Origin of the sequence: Nocardia sp. NPDC005998 (genome assembly GCF_040614395.1) — a bacterium.
In the GTDB taxonomy this organism is placed as follows: domain Bacteria; phylum Actinomycetota; class Actinomycetes; order Mycobacteriales; family Mycobacteriaceae; genus Nocardia.
On sequence record NZ_JBEXUI010000009.1, the window covers coordinates 82,221 to 103,600 of the forward strand.

Annotated in this window: 19 protein-coding genes and 1 tRNA gene; 9 read left to right on the top strand and 11 right to left on the bottom strand. The window is 66.6% G+C overall.

The window, feature by feature from the left end:
• Nucleotides 1-62 precede the first annotated feature (62 nt).
• The gene (locus tag ABZ293_RS15265) at nucleotides 63-395 is read left to right on the top strand and encodes a hypothetical protein (protein ID WP_355180920.1); all 333 of its coding nucleotides are present in this window, start codon (nucleotides 63-65) and stop codon (nucleotides 393-395) included.
• A gap of 267 nt (nucleotides 396-662) precedes the next feature.
• Here ABZ293_RS15265 and ABZ293_RS15270 read toward each other — a convergent pair whose 3' ends face one another.
• The 3 genes from ABZ293_RS15270 to ABZ293_RS15280 all read right to left on the bottom strand — a co-directional run bounded on the left by ABZ293_RS15270 (nucleotide 663) and on the right by ABZ293_RS15280 (nucleotide 2,298).
• Nucleotides 663-1,157: a hypothetical protein gene (locus tag ABZ293_RS15270; RefSeq protein ID WP_355180922.1), complete on the bottom strand. Its 495-nt coding sequence runs from the start codon at nucleotides 1,155-1,157 to the stop codon at nucleotides 663-665.
• Nucleotides 1,158-1,618: 461 nt separating this feature from the next.
• A complete protein-coding gene (locus ABZ293_RS15275) occupies nucleotides 1,619-2,044 on the bottom strand; it encodes a hypothetical protein (protein ID WP_355180924.1) in 426 nt (141 codons plus the stop codon).
• Nucleotides 2,045-2,216: 172 nt separating this feature from the next.
• A tRNA-Leu gene (locus ABZ293_RS15280) sits at nucleotides 2,217-2,298 on the bottom strand.
• Nucleotides 2,299-2,683: 385 nt separating this feature from the next.
• Between ABZ293_RS15280 and ABZ293_RS15285 the strand changes: the two genes are divergently transcribed.
• From ABZ293_RS15285 to ABZ293_RS15295, 3 genes are all read left to right on the top strand, one after another.
• Nucleotides 2,684-12,037: a fatty acid synthase subunit beta domain-containing protein gene (locus tag ABZ293_RS15285; RefSeq protein WP_355180925.1), complete on the top strand. Its 9,354-nt coding sequence runs from the start codon at nucleotides 2,684-2,686 to the stop codon at nucleotides 12,035-12,037.
• Nucleotides 12,038-12,127: 90 nt separating this feature from the next.
• Nucleotides 12,128-12,565 carry a holo-ACP synthase gene (locus ABZ293_RS15290; protein WP_354960586.1) on the top strand — a complete coding sequence of 146 codons (438 nt, stop codon included), beginning with the start codon at nucleotides 12,128-12,130 and terminating at the stop codon, nucleotides 12,563-12,565.
• Between the two features lie 343 nt (nucleotides 12,566-12,908).
• A complete protein-coding gene (locus ABZ293_RS15295) occupies nucleotides 12,909-13,307 on the top strand; it encodes a hypothetical protein (protein WP_355180927.1) in 399 nt (132 codons plus the stop codon).
• 5 nt (nucleotides 13,308-13,312) lie between these two features.
• Here ABZ293_RS15295 and ABZ293_RS15300 read toward each other — a convergent pair whose 3' ends face one another.
• Nucleotides 13,313-13,645, bottom strand: coding sequence for a hypothetical protein (locus ABZ293_RS15300; protein ID WP_355180929.1), 333 nt, complete (start codon nucleotides 13,643-13,645; stop codon nucleotides 13,313-13,315).
• Nucleotides 13,627-14,517, bottom strand: coding sequence for a helix-turn-helix transcriptional regulator (locus tag ABZ293_RS15305; RefSeq protein ID WP_355180931.1), 891 nt, complete (start codon nucleotides 14,515-14,517; stop codon nucleotides 13,627-13,629). Before ABZ293_RS15305 ends, ABZ293_RS15300 begins: the two co-directional genes overlap by 19 nt.
• 299 nt (nucleotides 14,518-14,816) lie before the next feature.
• On the opposite strand from ABZ293_RS15305, the gene ABZ293_RS15310 reads away from it, so the two are divergent.
• Entirely contained in the window at nucleotides 14,817-15,014 is a 198-nt protein-coding gene (locus tag ABZ293_RS15310) for a hypothetical protein (protein ID WP_355180933.1), read from the top strand.
• Nucleotides 15,015-15,163: 149 nt separating this feature from the next.
• A complete protein-coding gene (locus ABZ293_RS15315) occupies nucleotides 15,164-15,355 on the top strand; it encodes a hypothetical protein (RefSeq protein WP_355180935.1) in 192 nt (63 codons plus the stop codon).
• A 174-nt stretch (nucleotides 15,356-15,529) separates the two neighbouring features.
• Here the strand turns inward: ABZ293_RS15315 and ABZ293_RS15320 are convergent, their stop codons facing one another.
• Nucleotides 15,530-16,150 (bottom strand): TetR/AcrR family transcriptional regulator, encoded by a 621-nt coding sequence (locus tag ABZ293_RS15320; protein WP_354960596.1) that lies wholly within the window; start codon nucleotides 16,148-16,150, stop codon nucleotides 15,530-15,532.
• A gap of 313 nt (nucleotides 16,151-16,463) precedes the next feature.
• On the opposite strand from ABZ293_RS15320, the gene ABZ293_RS15325 reads away from it, so the two are divergent.
• A complete protein-coding gene (locus ABZ293_RS15325) occupies nucleotides 16,464-17,738 on the top strand; it encodes a hypothetical protein (RefSeq protein WP_355180937.1) in 1,275 nt (424 codons plus the stop codon).
• A gap of 57 nt (nucleotides 17,739-17,795) precedes the next feature.
• Here the strand turns inward: ABZ293_RS15325 and ABZ293_RS15330 are convergent, their stop codons facing one another.
• Nucleotides 17,796-17,936, bottom strand: a complete 141-nt coding sequence (locus ABZ293_RS15330; protein WP_355180939.1) for a hypothetical protein — start codon at nucleotides 17,934-17,936, stop codon at nucleotides 17,796-17,798.
• Between the two features lie 257 nt (nucleotides 17,937-18,193).
• Nucleotides 18,194-18,667 (bottom strand): thioredoxin-dependent thiol peroxidase, encoded by a 474-nt coding sequence (bcp, locus tag ABZ293_RS15335; RefSeq protein WP_355180941.1) that lies wholly within the window; start codon nucleotides 18,665-18,667, stop codon nucleotides 18,194-18,196.
• 111 nt (nucleotides 18,668-18,778) lie between these two features.
• Between bcp and ABZ293_RS15340 the strand changes: the two genes are divergently transcribed.
• The gene (locus ABZ293_RS15340; protein WP_354960595.1) at nucleotides 18,779-19,000 is read left to right on the top strand and encodes a DUF3618 domain-containing protein; all 222 of its coding nucleotides are present in this window, start codon (nucleotides 18,779-18,781) and stop codon (nucleotides 18,998-19,000) included.
• A gap of 61 nt (nucleotides 19,001-19,061) precedes the next feature.
• Here the strand turns inward: ABZ293_RS15340 and ABZ293_RS15345 are convergent, their stop codons facing one another.
• Nucleotides 19,062-19,358 (bottom strand): excalibur calcium-binding domain-containing protein, encoded by a 297-nt coding sequence (locus tag ABZ293_RS15345; protein WP_354961387.1) that lies wholly within the window; start codon nucleotides 19,356-19,358, stop codon nucleotides 19,062-19,064.
• 136 nt (nucleotides 19,359-19,494) lie between these two features.
• Nucleotides 19,495-20,472 carry a pirin family protein gene (locus ABZ293_RS15350; protein ID WP_355180943.1) on the bottom strand — a complete coding sequence of 326 codons (978 nt, stop codon included), beginning with the start codon at nucleotides 20,470-20,472 and terminating at the stop codon, nucleotides 19,495-19,497.
• A gap of 59 nt (nucleotides 20,473-20,531) precedes the next feature.
• On the opposite strand from ABZ293_RS15350, the gene ABZ293_RS15355 reads away from it, so the two are divergent.
• Complete coding sequence (locus tag ABZ293_RS15355) at nucleotides 20,532-20,996, top strand: MarR family transcriptional regulator (RefSeq protein ID WP_354961389.1); 465 nt, start codon at nucleotides 20,532-20,534, stop codon at nucleotides 20,994-20,996.
• Nucleotide 20,997: 1 nt separating this feature from the next.
• Here the strand turns inward: ABZ293_RS15355 and ABZ293_RS15360 are convergent, their stop codons facing one another.
• A complete protein-coding gene (locus tag ABZ293_RS15360; protein WP_355180945.1) occupies nucleotides 20,998-21,309 on the bottom strand; it encodes a hypothetical protein in 312 nt (103 codons plus the stop codon).
• Nucleotides 21,310-21,380: the final 71 nt, after the last annotated feature.

Consider the following 21,380-nt stretch of genomic DNA (forward strand, 5'->3'; position numbering starts at 1 on the left):
ATGGCGAACCACCTTCAGCGCCGAGAATCGAGAATCGAGAATCGAGAATCGAGAATCGAGAATTGGGCGAGGAGACCCTCTACGGCCATGCCCACCAATGGGTTCCGATCGCTCAATCCATCGACGCCGGTATCTTGTTCGTTGAGCACCGCCCCGGACCGACCTACGGTCACGTCATCGAATTGGGTATCGGCTCGGGCGCTTTCGAAGGCACTCTGTGGGCCGACACGCTGCTCGAATTCTTCGACGCCCTCACACACTCCCTCGACACCCGCACCCCCTTTGACGACTGGATCCCCGGAGTGCGGGAGTCGAACCTCACCGGGAAGATCTATATGCACTGGGAGCTGCCAGAGCACACCCTCCCCGAAAACCCTTCGTGCGAGCCTGGGTAAACCCGGATCAAGCCCTACCGCCAGTATTGAGTAGCCGATGGGCGCGCTTGCACTCGGCGCATCCGGAAGCAGGGTGCAATCGATCTTGCCGCCGGTGTAATACACGAGACGAGTGCGGAGACGGCATCGCCGTATCCGGGCCGGTGATCTTCACACGAGTGGTTCACCCGAACAGACCGGATCCCTACCACCCGTGCCCCAGCGCGACCAGGCACGCCGCACCTCTTCTGCCGTCCCGCACACGATCTCGGTCGAACCGCCGCGCGCTCAGCCCAGCGTGAACGTCGCGTGGCCCGCGATGTGCTCCAGATCCACATTCTGCGGATAGACCTGGGAGTACGTGTCGATAGACGCCTCCACCTTCCCGGCGCCCGGCGCCATGCCCATGCCGGTGATCACGTTGTCCGGCATGCCGACCACCGTGGTGCCTTCGATGCGTTGTGACTGTCCGCTGGTCAGGCCGGTGTTGACGTTCCGCCAATGTACGGTGACGTAATAGGCCCCGCAGGAGTCCCCGCTCTGCGTGATCTTCACCCGAACACCGAACACACCGGACTGAGGCTGCGGCACGGTCTCGGCATTGATGATCGCGGCACAGTTGGGACCCGGAACCCGTGTGAGGGTGGGGGTGAACTGGGCAACCGGATCGGTAGAGTTGGCACCGGCAGTCCCGGCGAACCCGCTCCACGCGGCCACCATCGCCGCCGCGACCACACCCGCACGGAACGTGAACTGTTGTAAGGAAACGTTTTTCAGGCTCATGCTAGTCTGTCGTCCTGCGTACGGATGGCGTTATGGCCTCCCGAGCCCCCAATCTCAGGGGCTGGCCAACGCCCGGCGCAAGGTGAGGCCTTGGCGGCTGTGCGACACCACATGCGAACTCCCGGCCCCGCAATCGAGACCTTCGCCATCGAAACAGTCCTGGTGCCGGTCAGGGCGGTCGAGCGGATGGTGTGTGCCATGGCATCGAGCTCAGGTTTGGTGACGTGGTCCAATCTGCGGTCGCCCCATTGCTGTTCGAGGTGGTTGAGATGGGTGCCGTAGGTGCCTCGCGTACCGGCTTCGAGGGTCGCTCGGACCGCCGGGACGATCTCAGCGAATGTCGGCACGGCTGCGGTGGGGGCGACGAGGTCTGCGGGTGACAGGCCCATCTGCGTGAGTAGCAGGCGTGCCGCGGCGATGGTTTCACTCGTAGCGACTGCCGGATTCGGAACGACCACAGGTCACCGGTCCAGCAATGTCAGGCGGGCGGCCAGGAGCCTGCCCAGCGCGGAGGGCGGATGGACCAGGAACTGTTCGCGGCTGCGGCGGCCGGTCAACAGGACGCGCTGGCCGATGAGGAGGCTGACTCGGCGTCGTTGCCGGAACGGGATGCGGAAATAGCCGTCGCCGGTGACGCGTACTGGACCGTCGGGAGACGGGCCGACAAGTAGAACGTCGTCGATAGGCTGGATCTGCAGCTGCGTTCCCGGCGACCAGTCGAGTGCTGCCATGACATACCGGTCGAGGACTCTGCCGGCCTCGCCGAGCGTTGATATGCCGCACAGGATGTCGTCGTCGGGGATGGACGCCGGTTCCGGCGGGCCCGGCAGCGGACCGCGGATCAGCTGTTCCAGTGGTGCCTGCGGGAGAACGAGCGGGGGAATCATCGGCGGCCCCGATCGTTTCCCGTGTCCGGCCCGGCAGGGTCATCGATGGTCGATCCTGGCGGATCTGTCAGAAGTTGTCGCAGGTGGGTGCGCATTTTCCCTGGTCACCTCCGTGTGTTCGAGTGCGCTCGAACACACGGCACGCAAATCCGGCAAATCTGCCGGGAATCTGTGCGCGAGAGGGGACTTGAACCCCTACGTCCGTGGACACCAGAACCTAAATCTGGCGCGTCTGCCAATTTCGCCACTCGCGCTTGATGGTACGACCGTCCAAACTCTACCGGGCTTGACCGCCATCGCGAAGCGCGGCCCGGGCGTGTCGTACTCACCGGTAACCCCACCTGGGATTATAACGATTTCATAACGTCCAACATGAGGAGTACTCATGTTTCGTACGCGTTGGTAACCCGGTAGACCAGCGGCTTTGAACATGAGGGAGAGTCATGTTTCCGAGAATTCTGGTACGTGGGTACTGGAATACTCGGCGGTAAGGCGGGCGCGAGGGGGCAAACGTGAGGATTTCCTCATGATTTTCTGGAATCCTGACAATCATCAGGGCTCATTGGTGAGGAACACCTGCGCACCGAGGGAGCGGCGTGTCTCGACGGCATGTCGCCAGGAGAAGGAAGTCGAAGCGTCTTGACGATCAATGAGAGCACTGCGGCCGGAACCGGACAGAGCCCGAAAGTGGTTGGGGCGCCACAGCAGGGGGGATCTAGGGCCCCGCTGCTGGATCGGCTGTTGGGCGCAACGCCCTATGCGCTTGCCTTCGGCGGGCAGGGTGCCCGCTGGCTCGGTGAGCTGGAGGAAATCGGGCGTGATGCCGCGCTGGAGCCCGAGCTGACCGCATTGGTCAATGAGGCGGCCGCGCTGCTGGAACCCGTTGCGGCACAACTGCTCGTGGTGCGTCCGATGGGCTTCGATCCGATCGGCTGGATGCTCGAGAACGAGCTCGCCGAGGGGGATGAGGCCGAGGTTTCTGGTGCACCATCGGAACAGGTGCTGCGGTCGGCCGCGGTATCGATGCCGGGCGTATTCCTGACCCAGGTGGCCGCCGTGCGCGCGCTGCGACTGCAAGGTCTGGATGCGAACGAGCACGCGCCGGTCGCCATCATCGGGCATTCCCAGGGACGGCTGGCCGCGACCTCGGTGGAGGCCGGCGGGCAGCGCGATGCCGAACTCCTCGCAATTGCCCAAATGATCGGTGCGGCAGCGGGTTTGGTGGCGCGTCGGCGCGGTCTGATGCCGGTGGGCGAGCGCTCGTCGATGGTTGCGGTATCGAATGTCGATCCCGAACACCTGAGCACGGTGGTGGCCGAGGTATCCGCGGGTGTGGATCCGGCCGCGGCCGCGGTGGTTTCGATTCGCAACGGTCGTCGGCGCGTTGTGCTGTCCGGTACGCCGACCCAGCTGGAGCGCGTGCGTCAGCGGTGCGCTCAGATCCATGACGAGCAGACCCGTGAGCGGGATGCGAAGACGCGCGGTGGCGCGGTGTTCGCACCGGTCTTCGAGGATCTGGCTGTCGATGTGGCATTCCATCACCCCGCGCTCGCCGACACCGTCGAGATCGTGACCGGCTGGGCGGACAAGTGCGGTGTGGACGCCGCCCTGGCGGGCACACTGGCCCGGGAGATCCTGGTCGATCCGATCGACTGGGTCGAGACGGTCGATGGCGTCGTCGCCGCGGGCGCGCAGTGGATTCTCGATCTGGGTCCCGGCGATCTGCTCAGCAGACTCACCAGCGGCTCGCTGAAGGGCACCGGCGTCGGCATTGTCGCGGCCGCGACCCGCGCGGGCCAGCGCAGCCTGCTGACCCCCGGCGCCGCGCCCCAGGTGGCCCAGCCGTGGTCGGCCTTCGCGCCGCGCCCGGTGCGCCTGCCCAATGGACGCGTCGTGGTGGAGACCGCGTTCACCAAGCTGACGGGTCGCTCGCCGATCCTGCTCGCGGGCATGACCCCGACCACCGTCGATGCGAAAATCGTTGCGGCGGCGGCGAATGCGGGCCACTGGGCGGAGCTGGCCGGTGGCGGCCAGGTGACCGAGCAGATCTTCGCCGACCGGGTGGCGGAGCTGAAGACGCTGCTGCACCCGGGGCGCGCGGTCCAGTTCAACTCGCTGTTCCTCGACCCGTACCTGTGGAAGCTGCAGCTGGGCGGTAAGCGCCTGGTGCAGAAGGCCCGCGCGGCGGGTGCGCCGTTCGATGGCGTCATCGTCACCGCGGGCATTCCGGAACTGGAAGAGGCTGTCGCGCTGATCGAGGAGCTGACCGAGGTCGGCATTCCCCACGTGGCGTTCAAGCCGGGCACCGTGGCCCAGATCCGCGCGGTGCTGCGCATCGCCGACCAACTGCCGGACTACCCGGTGATCATGCACATCGAGGGCGGCCGGGCCGGTGGCCACCACTCCTGGGAGGACCTCGACGACCTGCTGCTGGAGACCTACGCCGAACTGCGCAACCGCGCCAATGTGGTGGTCTGCGTCGGCGGCGGCATCGGCACCCCGGAACGTGCCACCGAATACCTGACCGGTGAATGGGCGGTGCCGCACGGCTATCCGGTGATGCCGCTGGACGGCGTGCTGGTCGGCACCGCCGCCATGGCCACGCTAGAGGCCACCACCGCACCCGAGGTCAAGCAACTGCTCGTCGCTACCCCCGGCACCCAGGACTGGGTCGGTGCGGGCACCGCGACCGGCGGAATGGCTTCCGGCCGTAGCCAATTGGGTGCCGATATCCATGAGATCGACAATGCCGCCTCGCGCACCGGCCGCCTGCTCGACGAGGTCGCCGGTGACGCCGACGCGGTCGCCGAGCGTCGCGCGGAGATCATCGCCGCGCTGAACGTCACGGCAAAGCCGTATTTCGGCGATGTGGCCAGCATGACCTACCTCGAGTGGCTGGAGCGCTACGTCGAGCTGGCCGTCGGCCTGGATCGCCGCAAGGACTTCGACTGCGGCAGCGATCTCGGTGACGCCTTCCTCGACGCCACCCGCTCGGTGTGGCTCGACATCACCTGGCGCGAGCGGTTCGCGGAAATGATGCGCCGCACCGAATCCCGGCTGCATCCGGCCGACCGCGGCGAGATCCCCACGCTGTTCGAATCCGACGAGGCCTTCGAGAATCCGGTCGACGCGCTGTGCACGCTGAAGCAGCAGTACCCGGCCGCGGAACAGACGCTGCTGCATCCGGCGGATGTGCCGTTCTTCGTCAGCCTGTGCAAGACCCCGGGTAAGCCGGTCAATTTTGTCCCTGTCGTCGACGGCGATGTGCGCCGCTGGTGGCGCTCGGATTCGCTGTGGCAGGCCCATGATCCGCGCTACACGGCGGATCAGGTGTGCGTCATCCCCGGCACGGTGTCGGTCGCTGGCATCACCCGGGTGGACGAGCCGGTTGGCGAACTGCTGGACCGCTTCGAGCAGGACACGGCGTTCTCGCTGGTCCGTGCGGGTGTGACGCCGGTCGCGGTCGATGCGCGGCGCAGCGCGGGCGTTATCTCCGGTCCGATCGACGCGGTGCTGGCCGCGCCGGATGTCGAATGGTCCGGCCGCACCACCATCAACCCGATCCACCGCCTCGGCGATCTGGCCGAGTGGAAGGTCGACGGCGAGGGCGCGATCCATCCGCCGACCGGTGCGACGCTCACCGAAACCACCGGGCCGGACGTCGACCACTCCTATGTCGAGTTCGCCGTTCCGCTGTCCGGCCGCGACGCCGTGCGCATCCGAATTCGCATCACCGTTCCGTCCTCGCTCTACAACGGCGGCGCTCCGGTCATTACCGAAGCCGATGCCGACACCGCGATGTCCGCGCTGCTCGCGGTCGCCGCGGGCCAGTCGCTGCCGGAGGTGAAGGGCAGGGTCGCGCACATCAATCTGGCGTGGACCCCGGATCTCATCGCCGATCATGCGGGCGTCACCAGTTCGGGCCTGCCTGCATCGCTGAGCACGCTCGGCCGTACCGCGCCCGATGTCCTGGTCGGCGCGTGCTGGCCCACCGTCTTCGCGGTGCTCGGTGCCTCGCGCACCGAGAGCGCGGATTCGGTTATCGAGGGCATGCTGGATCTGGTGCATCTCGATCACCAGATCGAGCTGCTGCGCGAATTGCCGAGCAGCACAAGCATTCTCGTTGTCCGCGCGGAGTCGAAGTCGGTGCTCGACACCGATCTGGGCCGCGTGGTCGAGGTCGAGGTCACCGTTGGCGAGATGCGCGATCAGGGCTTGGACGTGGTGCCGCTGGCCCGCCTCACCGAACGCTTCGCCATCCGCGGCCGCAATGGTGCGGGCGAGCTGACCGATCCGCCGCGCGCGGCCGGTGCGGTTTCCGATGCGGCCACCGATACCCCGCGGCGTCGGCGCCGTGACGTCACCATGGTCGCGCCGCGTGCCATGAACGCCTTCGCCGAGGTCTCCGGTGACCACAACCCGATCCACACCAGCGATTCCGCTGCCAAACTGGCCGGGCTCGGCAGCCCGATCGTGCACGGCATGTGGCTCTCGGCCGCCGCGCAGCACGCGGTCTGCGCCGTCGATCCCGAAAGCTCCACTCCGGCACGGACGCTGACCGCGTGGACCACCCGATTCCTGGGAATGGTCCGCCCCGGCGCCGAGATCGACGTGCGGGTCGAGCGGATCGCGGTCGACGCCGGCAGCGAAATCGTCGAGGTCTCCTGCCGGACCGACGGCGAGCTGGTGATGACCGCGACCGGTCGCACCGCCGCGCCGAAGACGGTCTACGCCTTCCCCGGTCAGGGCATTCAGCGCAAGGGCATGGGTCTGGACGCGCGCGCCCGCTCGAAGGCCGCCAAGGAGATCTGGGAGCGCGCCGATAAGCACACCCGCGCCGCGCTCGGCTTCTCCATCCTGGCCGTGGTCCGGGACAACCCGACCTACCTCAAGGCACGCGGTGTCGAGCACCGGCACCCGGACGGCGTACTGCACCTGACCCAGTTCACCCAGGTCGCCATGGCGGTGCTCGGTGTCGCCCAGGTCGCCGAACTGCGTGAGGCCGGTGCCTTCGTCGAGGGCGCCATGCTGGCCGGCCATTCGGTCGGTGAGTACAACGCGCTCGCCGCCGTCGCCGGTGTGCTGCCGCTGGAGGCGGTGCTGGAGGTGGTATTCCAGCGCGGTTCCGCCATGCACGAGCTGGTGCCCCGGGATGCGCAGGGCCGCAGCGACTATCGGATGGCCGCCATCCGGCCGTCGCAGATCGGGCTGCCCGATGACGAGGTCGTCGCCTTCGTCTCCGGTGTCGGCGCGAGCGTCGGGGAATTCCTCCAGGTCGTCAACCTGAACCTGCGCGGTTCGCAGTACGCGATCGCGGGCACGGTCAAGGGTCTCGACGCGCTGGAGGCCGAAATCGACCGCCGCCGTGCCGAATTCGGCGGCAAGCGGGCGTTCATCCTGGTCCCCGGCATCGATGTGCCGTTCCACTCCACCGTGCTGCGCGAGGGTGTTCCGGAGTTCCGGCAGAAGCTCGAACAGCTGCTGCCCGCGGACCTGCACCCGGAAATCCTGGTCGGACGCTACATCCCGAACCTGGTGCCCAAGCCCTTCTCGCTGGAGCGCGCCTTCATCCAGGAGATCGCCGATCTGGTGCCCTCGGAGCCGCTGGCCGCCGTGCTCGCCGACTTCGACAGCTGGGCCGCGCGTCCGACCGACCTGTGCCGGGTGGTGCTGGTCGAACTGCTCGCCTGGCAGTTCGCCAGCCCGGTCCGCTGGATCGAGACCCAGGACCTGCTGTTCACCGCTGCCGCGCACGGTGGACTCGGGGTGGAGCGGTTCGTCGAAATCGGTTTGGGCGCAACCCCGACCGTGGCGAACCTGGCCAGCCAGACACTGAAGCTGCCCGCCTTCGGCACGGTCACCGTCGAGGTGCTGAATATCGAGCGCGAGGCCGCGGTTGTCTACTCGACCGATACCGATCCCGCGTCGGTCGACGAGCCCGTCGACGAGCCGGTCGAAACCGCCGCGGCCGCAGCGCCGGTCGCCGCGGCACCGGTTGCCGCCCCGGTGGCGAGCTCGGGTGGTCCGCGCCCGGACGACATCGCGTTCACCGCCGCCGACGCCACCCGCGTGCTCATCGCGCTGTGGACCAAGCTGCGGCTGGATCAGATCGGCCCGGTCGACACCATCGAAGGGCTCTGCGACGGCGTTTCGTCCCGGCGCAACCAGCTGCTCGTCGACCTCGGCTCCGAGCTGTCGCTCGGCGCCATCGACGGTGCGGCCGACGCCGATATGGGCGCGCTCTCCGCCACGGTCGAGCGACTCGCCCGTACCTACAAGCCCTTCGGTTCGGTGCTCTCCGATGCCATCGGTGACCACCTGCGCAAGATCTTCGGCCCGTCCGGCAAGCGGCCCGCCGCGATCGCTGAGCGCGTCACGAAGGTCTGGGAGCTCGGCGACGGCTGGGCCAACCATGTCACCGCCGAGGTATCCCTCGGCACCCGCGAGGGTGTCAGCGTGCGCGGCGGTGATCTCGGCGGACTTGTCGCGGGTGTGAGCGACGCCGCCTCGGTCGACGCGGCCATCGACGCTGCGGTACAGGCGGTCGCGGCCCGGCGCGGTATCGCGGTGTCGATGCCGAGCGCGGGCGGCGGTGGCGGTGCCACCGTGGACGCGGCGGCACTCGGCGAGTTCACCGAGCAGATCACCGGTCGCGACGGTGTACTCGCCACGGCCGCCCGTGTCGTGCTCGAACAGCTCGGCCTGGCCGAGCAGGCATCCGCGCCGGAGGCCACCGAGGACACCCTGGTCGATCTGGTCTCGGCCGAGTTGGGTTCGGACTGGCCGCGTTTGGTCGCGCCCGCCTTCGACGCCCGCAAGGCGGTGCTGATCGACGACCGCTGGGCGACCGCGCGCGAAGATCTGGCCAAGCTGTGGCTGCTCGACGACATCGGCTCCGGCGAAGATTCGGTGGACGGTTTCCTCGGTGCGGGCGAAGCCGTTGCGGCGCAGGCCAACTGGTGGCGCGAGAAGGCCAAGCACGAGGCCCGCTCGGTGCTCGCCGGACTGTACGAGCGCATTGCCGAGGCCGCGCTCAGCACCGAAGAACCCGGCATGTGGTCCTCGGATATCGCCGTGATCACCGGTGCCAGTAAGGGTTCCATCGCCGCGGCGGCCGCCGGTCGACTGCTCGGTGGCGGCGCCACCGTCGTGGTCACCACCTCGAGCCTGAATGACGAGCGGCTCGGCTACTACCGCAAGCTCTACCGCGAGAATGCACGCCACGGTGCGGCGCTCTGGGTCGTCCCCGCAAATATGGCCTCCTACCAGGATGTCGACGCGCTGATCGACTGGGTCGGCACCGAACAGGTCGACAATGCGGGCGGCGCGAAGGTCAAGACCAAGGACGCGATGACCCCGACCCTGCTGCTGCCGTTCGCGGCGCCGCGGGTCGCGGGTGATCTCGCCGATGCGGGCGCCCGCGCCGAAATGGAGATGCGGGTTCTGCTCTGGTCGGTCGAGCGGCTCATCGGTGGGCTGTCCAAGATCGGCGCCGACCACGACGTCGACGCCAAACTGCATGTGGTGCTTCCGGGTTCGCCCAACCGCGGCATGTTCGGCGGCGACGGCGCCTACGGTGAGTCCAAGGCCGCGCTCGATGCCGTGGTCGCCAAGTGGCGGGCCGAGAAGTCGTGGTCGACTCGAGTCACCCTGGTACACGCCCTGATCGGCTGGGTGCGCGGCACCGGGCTGATGGGCCACAACGATCCGATCGTGGCCGCGGTCGAAAAGGCCGGTGTGCACACCTGGTCCACCGCCGAGATGGCCGATGAACTGCTCAAGTGGTGCACCTCGCGGGCCCGCCAGGTGACCGTCGCCGGACCGCAGCAGATCGACCTCACCGGCGGACTGGCCCGGGTCAAGCTGGACCTGCCCGCGCTGGCCAAGCAGGCCCAGGAGACGGCCGCGGCCGAGACCGAGGAAGCCGCTGCGGCGGCGACGATTTCGGCGCTGCCCGCACCGCCGACCATGAGCTCGGTGCTGCCGGTGCCCGAATGGGGTACGGTCACCGCCGATCTCGCCGATATGGTCGTGATCGTCGGTGCCGGTGAGCTCGGCCCGTACGGATCGGCGCGCACCCGGTTCGAGATGGAGGTCGAAGACCGGCTCTCGGCCGCCGGCGTACTGGAACTCGCCTGGAGCACCGGCCTGGTGACCTGGGAGAACGACCCCAAGCCCGGTTGGTACGACGCCGAATCCGGTGACTTCGTCCCCGAACACGAGCTGGCCGAGAAGTACCACGACGAGGTGGTCGCCCGCTGCGGTGTGCGCCGCTACGAGGACGACGGCGCCATGATCGACAATGCCGCGCCGCTGATGACCTCGGTCTTCCTCGACCAGGATCTGACCTTCACGGTCGGCGGCGAGGCCGAGGCGCGCGCCTTCTACGCCTCGGATCCGGAGCACACGGTGATCACCCCGGTCGCGGATTCGAGCGACTGGCAGGTGATCCGCAAGGCGGGCACCGAGATTCGGGTACCGCGCAAAGCCAAGCTGTCGCGCACCGTCGGCGGTCAGATCCCGACCGGCTGGGATCCCACCATCTGGGGCATCTCCGCCGATATGGCCGCCTCGGTGGACCGGGTGGCGCTGTGGAACATCGTCTGCACCGTGGACGCGTTCATCAGCTCCGGCTTCAGCCCGGCCGAGCTGATGAGCTGGGTACACCCGAGCCTGGTCGCCAACACCCAGGGCACCGGTATGGGCGGCATGTCCTCGATGCGCTCGCTCTACATCGACAACCTGCTCGGTGAGTCGCGCCCGAACGACATCCTGCAGGAGGCACTGCCGAACGTCGCGCTCGCGCATGTGGTGCAGTCCTACGTCGGCAGCTACGGCGCGATGGTGCATCCGGTGGCGGCCTGTGCGACCGCCGCGGTGTCGGTGGAAGAGGGCGTCGACAAGATCCGTTTGGGCAAGGCCGATTTGGTGGTCGCCGGTGGTTTCGACGATCTCGGTATCGAGGGCATCGTCGGCTTCGGTGACATGTCCGCCACGGCGGATTCGGCGGCCATGAGTGCCAAGGGCATCAGCGACCGCTACTTCTCCCGCGCCAACGACCGCCGCCGCGGCGGATTCGTGGAATCGCAGGGTGGTGGCACCGTGCTGCTCGCCCGTGGCGATGTGGCGGTGGAGATGGGCCTGCCGGTGCTCGGTGTGGTCGCCTTCGCGCAGTCGTTCGCCGACGGCGTGCACACCTCCATCCCGGCGCCCGGACTCGGCGCGCTCGGTGCGGGGCGGGGCGGCCGCGAATCCAAGTTCGCCGCCGAACTGCGCAAACTCGGTGTGGCACCGGACGATATCGCGGTCATCTCCAAGCACGACACCTCGACCGCGGCCAACGATCCGAACGAATCCGAACTGCACGAGCGGTTGGCCACGGCCGTCGGACGTTCGGAAGGCGCACCGCTGTTCGTGGTTTCGCAGAAGAGCCTGACCGGACACGCCAAGGGCGGTGCGGCCGCGTTCCAGCTGATCGGCCTGTGCCAGGTGCTGGAAAACGGTGTCGTACCACCGAATCGGAGCCTGGACTGCGTCGATGACAAGATGCGTGGCTACCCGCATCTGGTGTGGGCGCGTGAACCGTTGCGCTTCGGTGAGCGGTTCCCGCTCAAGGCCGGTCTGCTCACCTCACTCGGCTTCGGGCACGTCTCGGGTCTGCTCGCGGTGGTGCATCCGGAGGCGTTCGTCCAGGCGATCGAGCCGGGGCGGCGCGAGGAGTACCAGCGCCGTGCGCAGGAGCGTCAGCTCGCCGGACGGCAGCGGTTCACCGAGGCCATGTGCGGCGGCGCCCCGCTGTACGAGCGGCCAGCCGATCGCCGCCTCGGTGGTGATGGCGCGCCGTCCGCGCAAAAGCGGCAGCTGGAGGCCGACGTATTGCTCTCGCCCGAGGCACGGCTGTCCGGCAACGGCATCTACCGGGCCGACGGCGCCGGTTGCGGCACCGGGGCAGTGATTCTGGGGCAACTGGACGCCAGTGGGTCTATGGGATAGCGGCTGCGGCCACTACCGTGCAGAGTGCGGTCGCTTCGGCGGCCGCACTCTGACTTTCATTGAGCTAGCGGGCTGAGGAGCGGCGACGCATTGACCATCCTGGGGATCGGCTTGGACTTGGTGACCATCTCCGAGTTCGCCGAACAGTTGCAAAGATCCGGAACCACCATGCTCCGGGAGAGTTTCACGGCCGGTGAGCGGCGCTACTGTCAGAGCAAGGGCACCGATCCGGCACGCAGTTATGCTGCGCGCTGGGCGGCGAAGGAAGCGGTGCTGAAGGCTTGGGCGTCATCGCGTTTCGCGCGCCGCCCGCAGATCGGCGACAACCCGTACCCGCTGATCGAGGTCGTCAATGACGCCTGGGGTCGGCCGAGTATCAAACTGCACGGCCTTGCGGCCGAATTCCTGCCGCGCGCAAGGGTTCATCTCTCGCTGACCCACGACGGGGACACAGCTGCCGCCATGGTCGTATTGGAAGACCCAGGCGAACTCGCCGATCTCATCGAGGGCCGCGAAGCGAGCGGCTGATCCTGGCCCGATATCGGTGACTCTCTGCCGTCTCGGCGAAGGCCGGGACGGCAGAGACTAGAACGCCATTTCGGAGCAAGGGATATTGATCAAGAACGGATGGGCGGTCTAGATCGCCTCGTGTGTCTCTGGCCTCCACTCATTGGCGATGATGTAGTGGCGGCGCGGAGTGGGGTGACGCCTTCGGGCAAGTTGACCTCGCTGGTGGTGAGGCCGTACGCGCGCACGGCAGAAATTCTGGCAGGCTCAGCAGGTCCACGGGGTCCACGGGTGAGGGCACCTGTCGTGTCCTTAGTTGCTGATCGAGCTGTGCGTGCCATCCGTGCGCCGGTACCCTGCACCTGTGGTTGTCGTATCCCGTCAAGCTCTCGAACATGCTGTTCAGGCGGTCTGGTCTGCGGTGACGAGCAGTGCGTCGGATTGGACTGAGCGCAATCCGGCCAAGGGACAGTGCGCCGTGACCGCTTGCGTCGTTCAGGACTATTTCGGCGGGAACATCCTCAATTCCATCGCCACTCTGCCGAGCGGAGAAACCGTTTCTCACTATTTCAACATCATCGACAGCGAAACGGTCGATCTCACTCGAGCGCAGTTTCCTCCAGGAACATCCTTTTCCGCCCCAGAGCCGAAGACGAAGGGCTTCCCTTCGACACGAGATTACTGCCTGTCATATGACAGGACTCGGCAGCGCTACGACGTGTTGAGTACTCGCGTTTTCGCATACCTTCAGGCGAAGGAATAGCAGGGTTATCGCTCCGCCCACAGTGCGAAGAATTCCCGCACCTCGGCCATCGACACATATCGCCGCAACTCCTCGGCGATGTCAGTCAGCGCAGTCCGCAGCCTGGTTGACGCAACGGTGCCGATGTAGTCGAAATTGTCGATCAACGCCCCGCAGCTGTCCGCAATCGCCCCGGCTTTCACGAAGTTCTGAGCCAGGCGGATCTGCCAGGCCGCCTGCTCGCGCGGATACTGTGCCGTACCTGCGATGGCAGTCCGCAAGTACACGGCCGCCTCCGGATAGTCGCCCAGACGCATGAAAGCCAAGCCTGTCAGTCCGCTCAGCTGCGCTTCGGGCAAATGGTCAAGGTATGCCGGATCACGGCCCCGGGTTGACTCGTAGGCGCGGTGCGCTCGGTTGATCGCCGCAACCGTCGCGGACCGATCGCCGATGACGCTGTAAGCCTCGGCTTCACGGATAGCGGCCAAAGCCCGCAGTTTCGAGCCGCCAGCTCGCCGGGCCGCGAGCTGCGCGGCTTCGGCCAGTTGAACCCCTCCCGTGGCCGCGAACCTTCCCGGTACGACAGCAAGCAGGCATTGATCCAAGCATGAGCTGCGGCAACACCATCTCCGCAAATCGTGGCAGCCTGGGCCGCGTCCGCGTAGTAGCGTCGTGCCTCCTTCCACTGTCCGGCGTCGTAGTGGACCCAACCTGCCGCCGTCATCATCTCGGCTGCGGCGCCGGTCAGGGCGTTGCCTACCTTGTCGGTGTAGCTGCCGTGGTCCAGCAAGTGCTCGACATACCGTGCTTCGTTGGCTGCCACTTCGCAAAGTCGATCGCCGCCAGCAACCAGCTGCAATTGATGAATCTGGTTGACACTGTGGACAATTCGGTCGACGTCCGTCCGGCCCACATTGACGCGAGCAGATGCTGCCGCGTTGGAGGGGGGTTGCCTTCCATGCAGGACGGCCGCACCAACGCCAACCGCGCCTGCTCTGAAGAATTGGCGACGTTGCACGTCTGCCTCCTCGTCCGACTCCACCACCAGCACAGCAAGCGGCACTTGCAGCGCCTTCGCCACGCGGCGTAGAACGCGGACATCGCAAACAGCCGGGCCGTCGTGCTCCAGTTGTGATACCGCTGGCTGGGTGAGATGGAGGAGCGCACCCAATTCCGCCTGAGTCATGCCGATGGACTTGCGAATCCGCCGGATGGTCTGGCCGGTCGTCATATGCACCTCGGATGCCACCGCCACATCGCTGAGCCGTCATAGGTACTGCCGGATAGTCCGATGCCTGACAGCGGCCTCGCACTCAACCGCACCCTATACCGATTTCCATATCTTTCAGAAGGATTGGCGTATCCGCGGGCGAAACAGAGCGCTTTGCGAGCCTACTGTCGCCGCAGCCCCGCCGCCGGGTCGATGCCGTGCCCCTCATCGGCTCCCCGGCGGCGGGTGCCCACCAACCGAAGGGAAGGGGACCGGCGATGGATCTGCCCGCGCGAATCGATGATGAGAACGAACGAGGCGTGGATGATACTGCCGACGACGAGGGCTATCGCTACCTCCAGCGCACAGACGGATCGTGGTCGCTGGTCGGCGAAGACGGCTGGGAGATCGAGTTCGCCGACCTCGACGCCGATGTGATGGCCACGATCGTCGGCGCGTTGGCGCTCATGTCGATCGATGTGGACCCGATCTCGGTCGTGGACAACGAGATCGGGTGAGTGTCGTGTCGGGGTGGATGGTCGGAATGGTTGCCGCGCTGGCGGTGCCGACAGCGGTGTTCGCAGCGGCGTGGATGTGGCCGATCCGGGTGCCAGAAGGCAGGAGTGTGGCCGAGATTCAGCGGCGAGTACGACAGGAGTGCAGCGAGATGGATGCGAAGGTTTGGCCGGACGGGTACCCGCATGAGGCACCGGACCGGCCGATGGCGGTGCTCGAGGCGCAGCTGACGATGCAGCGGCATCGGGGATGCCGGGTCGGTGAGTGCCCACGCAAGACGGCCGCCTGGCGCGTGTTGGTGGAGGCCGGGAAGATCACTCCGGATGCGGGTCGCCAGTACTGAAATGGGTACTGCCAGTGTCGAATTCGAGACTAGGAGCGCCCGTTTGTGCCCACATTTTGCGCACAATCACTCATGATCCGCTGTCATCGCAGTGAACTGAATGCGACCCCAAACCCGGGATGGTGCAAAGTGACCGCCTCATGCATGCTCTCGGCGGCTGCACGAGGATCCGCGTCAGCGCTGGCTGGCGGTGCGGGATTCCTTCTCGGCGACCATCAGGTAGGCCACCATGAGGCGTTTGAGCTCGGAGACGGCCTCGGTATTGGTCTGATCGTCCTGGACGGAGAAGTTCAGCATCGAATAGACGACGTGGACCAGGACCTCGGCCATCATGGTGCGGCGCGCGCGGGGGGTGCGCGGGGTCAGCGGACGCAGCATCTGCGAGACGACCTCGGCGAACTCCTTTTCGTGGATCGCGCCGGTGGCCCGGGTGGACGGGGTCGACTGCATCGCCAGCCAGACTTCGCGCCGGGACGGGTCGGTCATCCACAGATTCGCCAGATGGTCGACGAACTGATTCATATGCCGCAACCAGTCCAATGACGGGATCTCACCGTGGAAATCGGCGAGTTCCTGCGAAACGGCAACGAGGTCTTGGCGATTCAGCTCACAGACGATGACGTACTTATTGGCGAAGAACTGGTACAGCGTGCCGATCGGCACCTCGGCCCTGGCCGCGACCTCTTCACAGGTGAACGATTCGAACCCGACCTCGACGAGCAATTCCCGGGATGCCTGCAACAGGGCATCGAACTTGCGTTTGCTGCGTTCCTGAGTGGGCCTGCGCCGGGGCATGAGCTCCTGGGGGTCGTCCTGCAGGTCCAACGCAGGGTCCAGACGTCGCTGCTTCGACCTGGCCTCCGTGCGTACATCCACGTATCAAGGCTAGCGGTATCGACACGCGTGCGACACGCGCACAGTGTCTGCGTGTTAAGAACTGTCACATTTCAACACCCATCCAAGTCGGATACGGCCCCGAACACATAACCGAGCGTGCGTGCATCACAAAGCGCGTTCAAGCCGGGGAATCCAAGGGGCTCAGGGGTTTCGGCAAGCTCGTGGGCTCGCAATATGCACTGGGAAGGCGTGATCAGTGGGAGCTCGATCTGTGGTAACACTTGGCGTTTCCACCGAACGCGGCGCCGTTCACGCGGTAGCCCTCGCCGACGGCGGCGAGCAGCTACCCGAGCGTGTGCTGCATCAACGGGTGGTGAAGACTCGGAGCGAATCCAAGGCGGACCTGGCGGTCGCGGTCGAGACGGCGATGAACTCCCTCGCCGCCGAGTTCGGGCCGGATCAGGCGATCAGCGGCACGGCGGTCGCTTACCGCGATGCCGCCGAACGCCGCGCGATCGTCACCAGGTTGGCGTCCGGGCCGTGGCATGCCGCCTCGCTGGTTTCGGCGAAGGCCGCACATCTGAGCGTGGCCGGAGTCATGACCTGGCTCGATGAATTCAACGACCTACTCATCTGCGAAGTCGTCCCGGGGTATCAGGCCTTCACTCTGGTCGACCGTCGGCGCAGCCGGGTGCTGGCCGCGACGAGCCAGTCGGGCCGCACCACCGCCACGGCGCTCGACGCCGCGGTGGCAGTGGCGTGGGATGAGTTCGAGGCGGCCGCTGTTCGTCCGTCCGCGGTCGTGCTGATCGGCTCGGGTGCGGGTGTGGCGATGGTGGCGACGGCGATGGACGGATTCGGTGCGCCGGTTATTCCGTGCAAGATCGCGACATCCGCCACCGCGGTCGGTGCGGCGCTGTTCGCCATGTCCGATGTGGAAGGTCCGGTCGAACCGGTCGAGCCGGTCAGGAGTACGCGAGGCACCGGTGTGCTGGTCGCCGCGGCCGGTGTACTGGCGGGCGGTATGGTCGCGGGCGGGCTGTACGTGGCGAACACCTCGTCGCACGGCGCCGCATCGGCCACCGCGCAAGCACGGGTCGCCGCGGACGCGCGCGTGGTCGACGGCACCGGATCGGCCAGCGGCTCCACTGCGGGCTCGTCGGTTCAGCCGAACCCTTACCCCTTCGACCGACCGGATGCCCGGCAACCCACCGCGGCCGGACCCACCTCCGATGCGACGGCGGCCCAATACGACCTGGGCGGATCCCCGCTGTACTCCGCGCAGCACTGGGGCGGACAATCGCCGCTCGCCCTGGCCCCCTTCGATGTGCACGAGCACGAAAACGAGGCGGCGGTATTGCCGCAGCAGGTCCCCGGGGCGGGCATACCCGGACCGACCATCAAGGTCGGTGCCCCCAACGGTGCCATGCTGTTCCCCGGTGAATCCCCGCCTCCGCCGGACTTCACCCCCGAGTCCTACCGCTGGTGGGACAACCACCTCCGCTTGGTCCTGCAATGGGCGGCCCAGCAGATAATGCCCACCTAGCGGATAACGCAGAAAGGTCCGGTGCCCAAGCGGCACCGGACTTTTCGCTATTGGGGCTCAATTCGCCGCCCAACGCCGGAACAGCGCGCCCGCCGCGATATGCCCGAGCACCGCGATCCCCGCACACCACGCCGCGGCCAGCAGCGCACTATCGCCGATCGGTGTGCCCATCAACAACCCGCGCATGGTCTCGGTCACCGGGGTGATTCTCGGCGAACCAGTGCAGCCAACTCGGCATGGACTGCGGATGGCAAGGGAGATGGCGGCAAGCGCCGAGTACGACGGGTACTCGGCAGCGTGATCGACCCGCGGCGCTACCCGGCATTGGCCCTTGCCATCTCGTAGCAGGCCTTCGACCTGGACGAAACGAACTGGGCCGAGGGCGATCTGCGGTTCGGTTCGGATCGGCTGCTGGATGGCTACGAGCAGTTCGCGCGCTCGTTCGAGACCTAGGTCTACACCGACAGGTCGCGGCGGAGTTTGGCGACGTGGCCGGTGGCGCGGACGTTGTATTGGGCGACCTCGATCTTGCCCTCGTCATCGACCAGGAAGGTGGAGCGGATCACGCCGGTGACGGTTTTGCCGTACATGGTCTTCTCGCCGAATGCGCCCCATGCGGTGAGTACGGACTTATCCGGATCCGACAGCAGTGGGAAGGTGAGCTTCTCGGTATCGCGGAATTTGGCCAGCTTGGCGGGCTTATCCGGGGAGATGCCGATGACCTCGATGCCCGCGCCCTCGAGGTCGGCGAGGTTGTCGCGGAAATCGCAGGCCTGCTTGGTGCAGCCGGGGGTGCTCGCGGCCGGGTAGAAGTAGACGATCACCTTGCGGCCGCGGTAATCGGACAGCGACACGTTCTTGCCGTCGGCGTCGGGCAGGGTGAAATCGGGGGCGGGATCGCCGGGGGAGAGTCGTTGGTTGTCGGTCACGCCTTGCACGGTAATCGAACGTCCCGACAATGGAGCCCGCACCGACTCGGTGCGGCTGGCTAGACTCGTCGGCGAGCGCGTTCGCGGCACATCTGACACAGGAGGACACACGTGGCTAGGGATACCGAGCGGATCGAGCGGGATATCGAGGCCGCGCGGACACGACTCGCGAGCACGCTCGACGAAATTGCCGTGCGGGCCGATCCGCAGCGCATTGCCGATGACACCAAGCACATGGTGGTGGCGAAGCTGAACGAGCCGAAGGTGAAGTACAGCCTGATCGGTGCGGCCGCGGTGGTCGTCGGGTTGGTGCTGCTCAAGATTTTCCGCTGAGCCGAAAACGACAACACCCGGTGTGGCCAGCCACACCGGGTGTTCTGCGTTTTCTGGGCTATCAGACCGTCGGGCAGGCGAAACCGTCGCCGTCCGGATCCAAATGCGGGCCGTAGCCCGGTTCCCCGCGGAACAGCGGCGCCCGACCGGCCGCGCGGGCCTCATCGCAGTTGGCGAATGCGCCACCGGCCGAGCCGGTCTGAGACATGCCTGCCGAGCCGGTCGCGGCCGAACCGGTATCGATTGCGGATGAACCCGTTCCTGCGGAACCGGAGGGGACGTCGGCCAGGGCTGCGGGCGCCGCTAAAAAGGTCAGTCCCGCGGCGGCAACGCTGACGGTGAGCCGGCGAACGTTCATATATTCCTCTGTTTGTTTGCTGCGGTGGATGTGCGTCCAGGGGGAGACGCCGCATCCACTGTTGTGACGGGCCGCTCCGTTGTCAACCGCGCAGCTTGACAATAGGGGGATTAGGGGAAGATCACCGCTACCGCCGTCACTCGCCCATACGCTTGCCCGCCGAGTGTTCGGCCGGAATATTTCCCATTCGCCCGGCCTGGTAGTCCGCCATTGCCTGGATGACTTCGGCGCGGGTGTTCATGACGAACGGACCGTATTGCACGACAGGCTCTTTGATCGGCTGGCCGCCGAGCAGTAGCACCTCCAGGTCGTCGGTTCGGTTGTGCTGCACCGCATCCGCGGTAAGGGTGAGCGAGTCGCCCGGGCCGAAGACGGCGAGTTGTCCTTCGCCGACCGGTCGGCGTTCGGCGCCCACCGTTCCGCTGCCGGACAACACATATGCCATCGCGGTAAACCGTTGCGGCCATGGGGTTTCCAGTTGTCCGCCCGGTGTGATGGAGGCGTGCGCGTAGGCGATGGGGGTGTAGGTCGAGCCGGGGCCTTCGAAACCGCCGATCTCGCCCGCGATGATGCGCACCAGTGCGCCACCATCGTGCGAGCTGACCATCGTCAGTTCGGAGCCGCGCAGATCCTGATAGCGCGGTGTAGCCATCTTCTGCGCGCGCGGCAGATTGACCCACAGCTGGATGCCGTGGAACCAGCCACCCGCGACGACCAGATCCTCGGCGGGCAGTTCGTCGTGCAGGATGCCGGATCCGGCCGTCATCCACTGGGTGTCGCCCTCGCTGATGACGCCACCGCCGCCGTTCGAGTCGTGGTGCACCATGGTGCCGTCCATGACATAGGTGACGGTCTCGAATCCGCGGTGTGGATGCCACGGCGCGCCCTTGGCCTCGTACGGCTCGTAGGCGACCGGGCCCATCTGGTCGAGCAGGATGAATGGATCGGCCGAGCGTAGATCCATGCTCGGGAATGGGCGGCGCACTTCGAAGCCCGCACCTTCGCGCTGCTTATGGGCGGTGGTGATAGTGCCGACCTTGCGCTCGCGCGTGGCATCGATCGGGCGAGGCAGTCGCGGCAGCACCATGATGTCGGGGACGGTAATAGCCGGCATGGGCACCTCCTGATCGGGTTAGTGTCCATGTCAACCAAAGGCTGGCTAGGATCATTCCCGTGGTCCGATGGCTGAACGATGACGAGCAGGAGACCTGGCAGGCCTTTATCCGGCTGCGCCAGCGGCTGGACGCGGCGCTTTCGGCCGGGCTGGCCCAGGACGGCCTGTCCACCGCCGACTATGAACTCCTAGTGCCGCTGTCGGCCGCCCCCAGCGGCTGCCTGCGCGCCAAGGAGTTGGCCGCCGAGGTCTGCTGGGAGAAGAGCAGGCTCTCGAAACACCTGGCGCGCATGGCTTCTCGCGGACTCGTCAACCGCCGCCCGGCCGCCGACGATGCCAGGGGGATTCTGGTCGAACTCACACCGGCCGGGCGCAAGGTGCTCGAAAAGGCGGCGCCGAACCATGTCGAACTGGTGCGCCGGATCTTCGTCGACCCCATGACGCCCGCGGAGGCGCGGGCATTGCGGTCGCTGGCCGATAAGGTGGTCGCCGAGGCGCAGAGCGGTACCGAACTCGGTTACTGAATTACCACGGTGTGATCGGCGGTTTCACCCACAGCAGCTTCTCATCGGTGTGATTGCGTTGTGCCGCAGGATGATCCGGATATCGAGCGGCCCAGGTGTCCTTCTCGTCGAGCAGGTCGGCCACATTCGTCCAGGTTTCGCCGGTGCTCGGCGGATTCGTCTCGGCGGCGCGCGCCAGTTTTCGCAGGATCGCCGCGGGCATGTCCAGCAGTTCGGCCCCGGTGATGCCACGATCCCAGATATAGGCCGCGAGGCGGCGCGCCTTCTCGGCGCGGCTTTTCGACGCGTGGTCGGAATGGGCGTAATCGGTCATGGCGCAGTCCACATCGATGGTGGTTGGTCTGCGTCGACCCTACGACAACGCCTCCCCGCCGTCGGGCGGGG

What these genes read in the sequence shown, in the direction of transcription:
- ABZ293_RS15270 (WP_355180922.1), bottom strand. Translation starts at nt 1,157, where the DNA reads ATGAGCCTGAAAAACGTTTCCTTACAACAGTTCACGTTCCGTGCGGGT.
- ABZ293_RS15275 (WP_355180924.1), bottom strand. Translation starts at nt 2,044, where the DNA reads ATGATTCCCCCGCTCGTTCTCCCGCAGGCACCACTGGAACAGCTGATC.
- ABZ293_RS15305 (WP_355180931.1), bottom strand. Translation starts at nt 14,517, where the DNA reads ATGACGACCGGCCAGACCATCCGGCGGATTCGCAAGTCCATCGGCATG.
- ABZ293_RS15315 (WP_355180935.1), top strand. Translation starts at nt 15,164, where the DNA reads ATGGATGCGAAGGTTTGGCCGGACGGGTACCCGCATGAGGCACCGGAC.
- ABZ293_RS15320 (WP_354960596.1), bottom strand. Translation starts at nt 16,150, where the DNA reads ATGCCCCGGCGCAGGCCCACTCAGGAACGCAGCAAACGCAAGTTCGAT.
- ABZ293_RS15345 (WP_354961387.1), bottom strand. Translation starts at nt 19,358, where the DNA reads ATGAACGTTCGCCGGCTCACCGTCAGCGTTGCCGCCGCGGGACTGACC.
- ABZ293_RS15350 (WP_355180943.1), bottom strand. Translation starts at nt 20,472, where the DNA reads ATGCCGGCTATTACCGTCCCCGACATCATGGTGCTGCCGCGACTGCCT.
- ABZ293_RS15360 (WP_355180945.1), bottom strand. Translation starts at nt 21,309, where the DNA reads ATGACCGATTACGCCCATTCCGACCACGCGTCGAAAAGCCGCGCCGAG.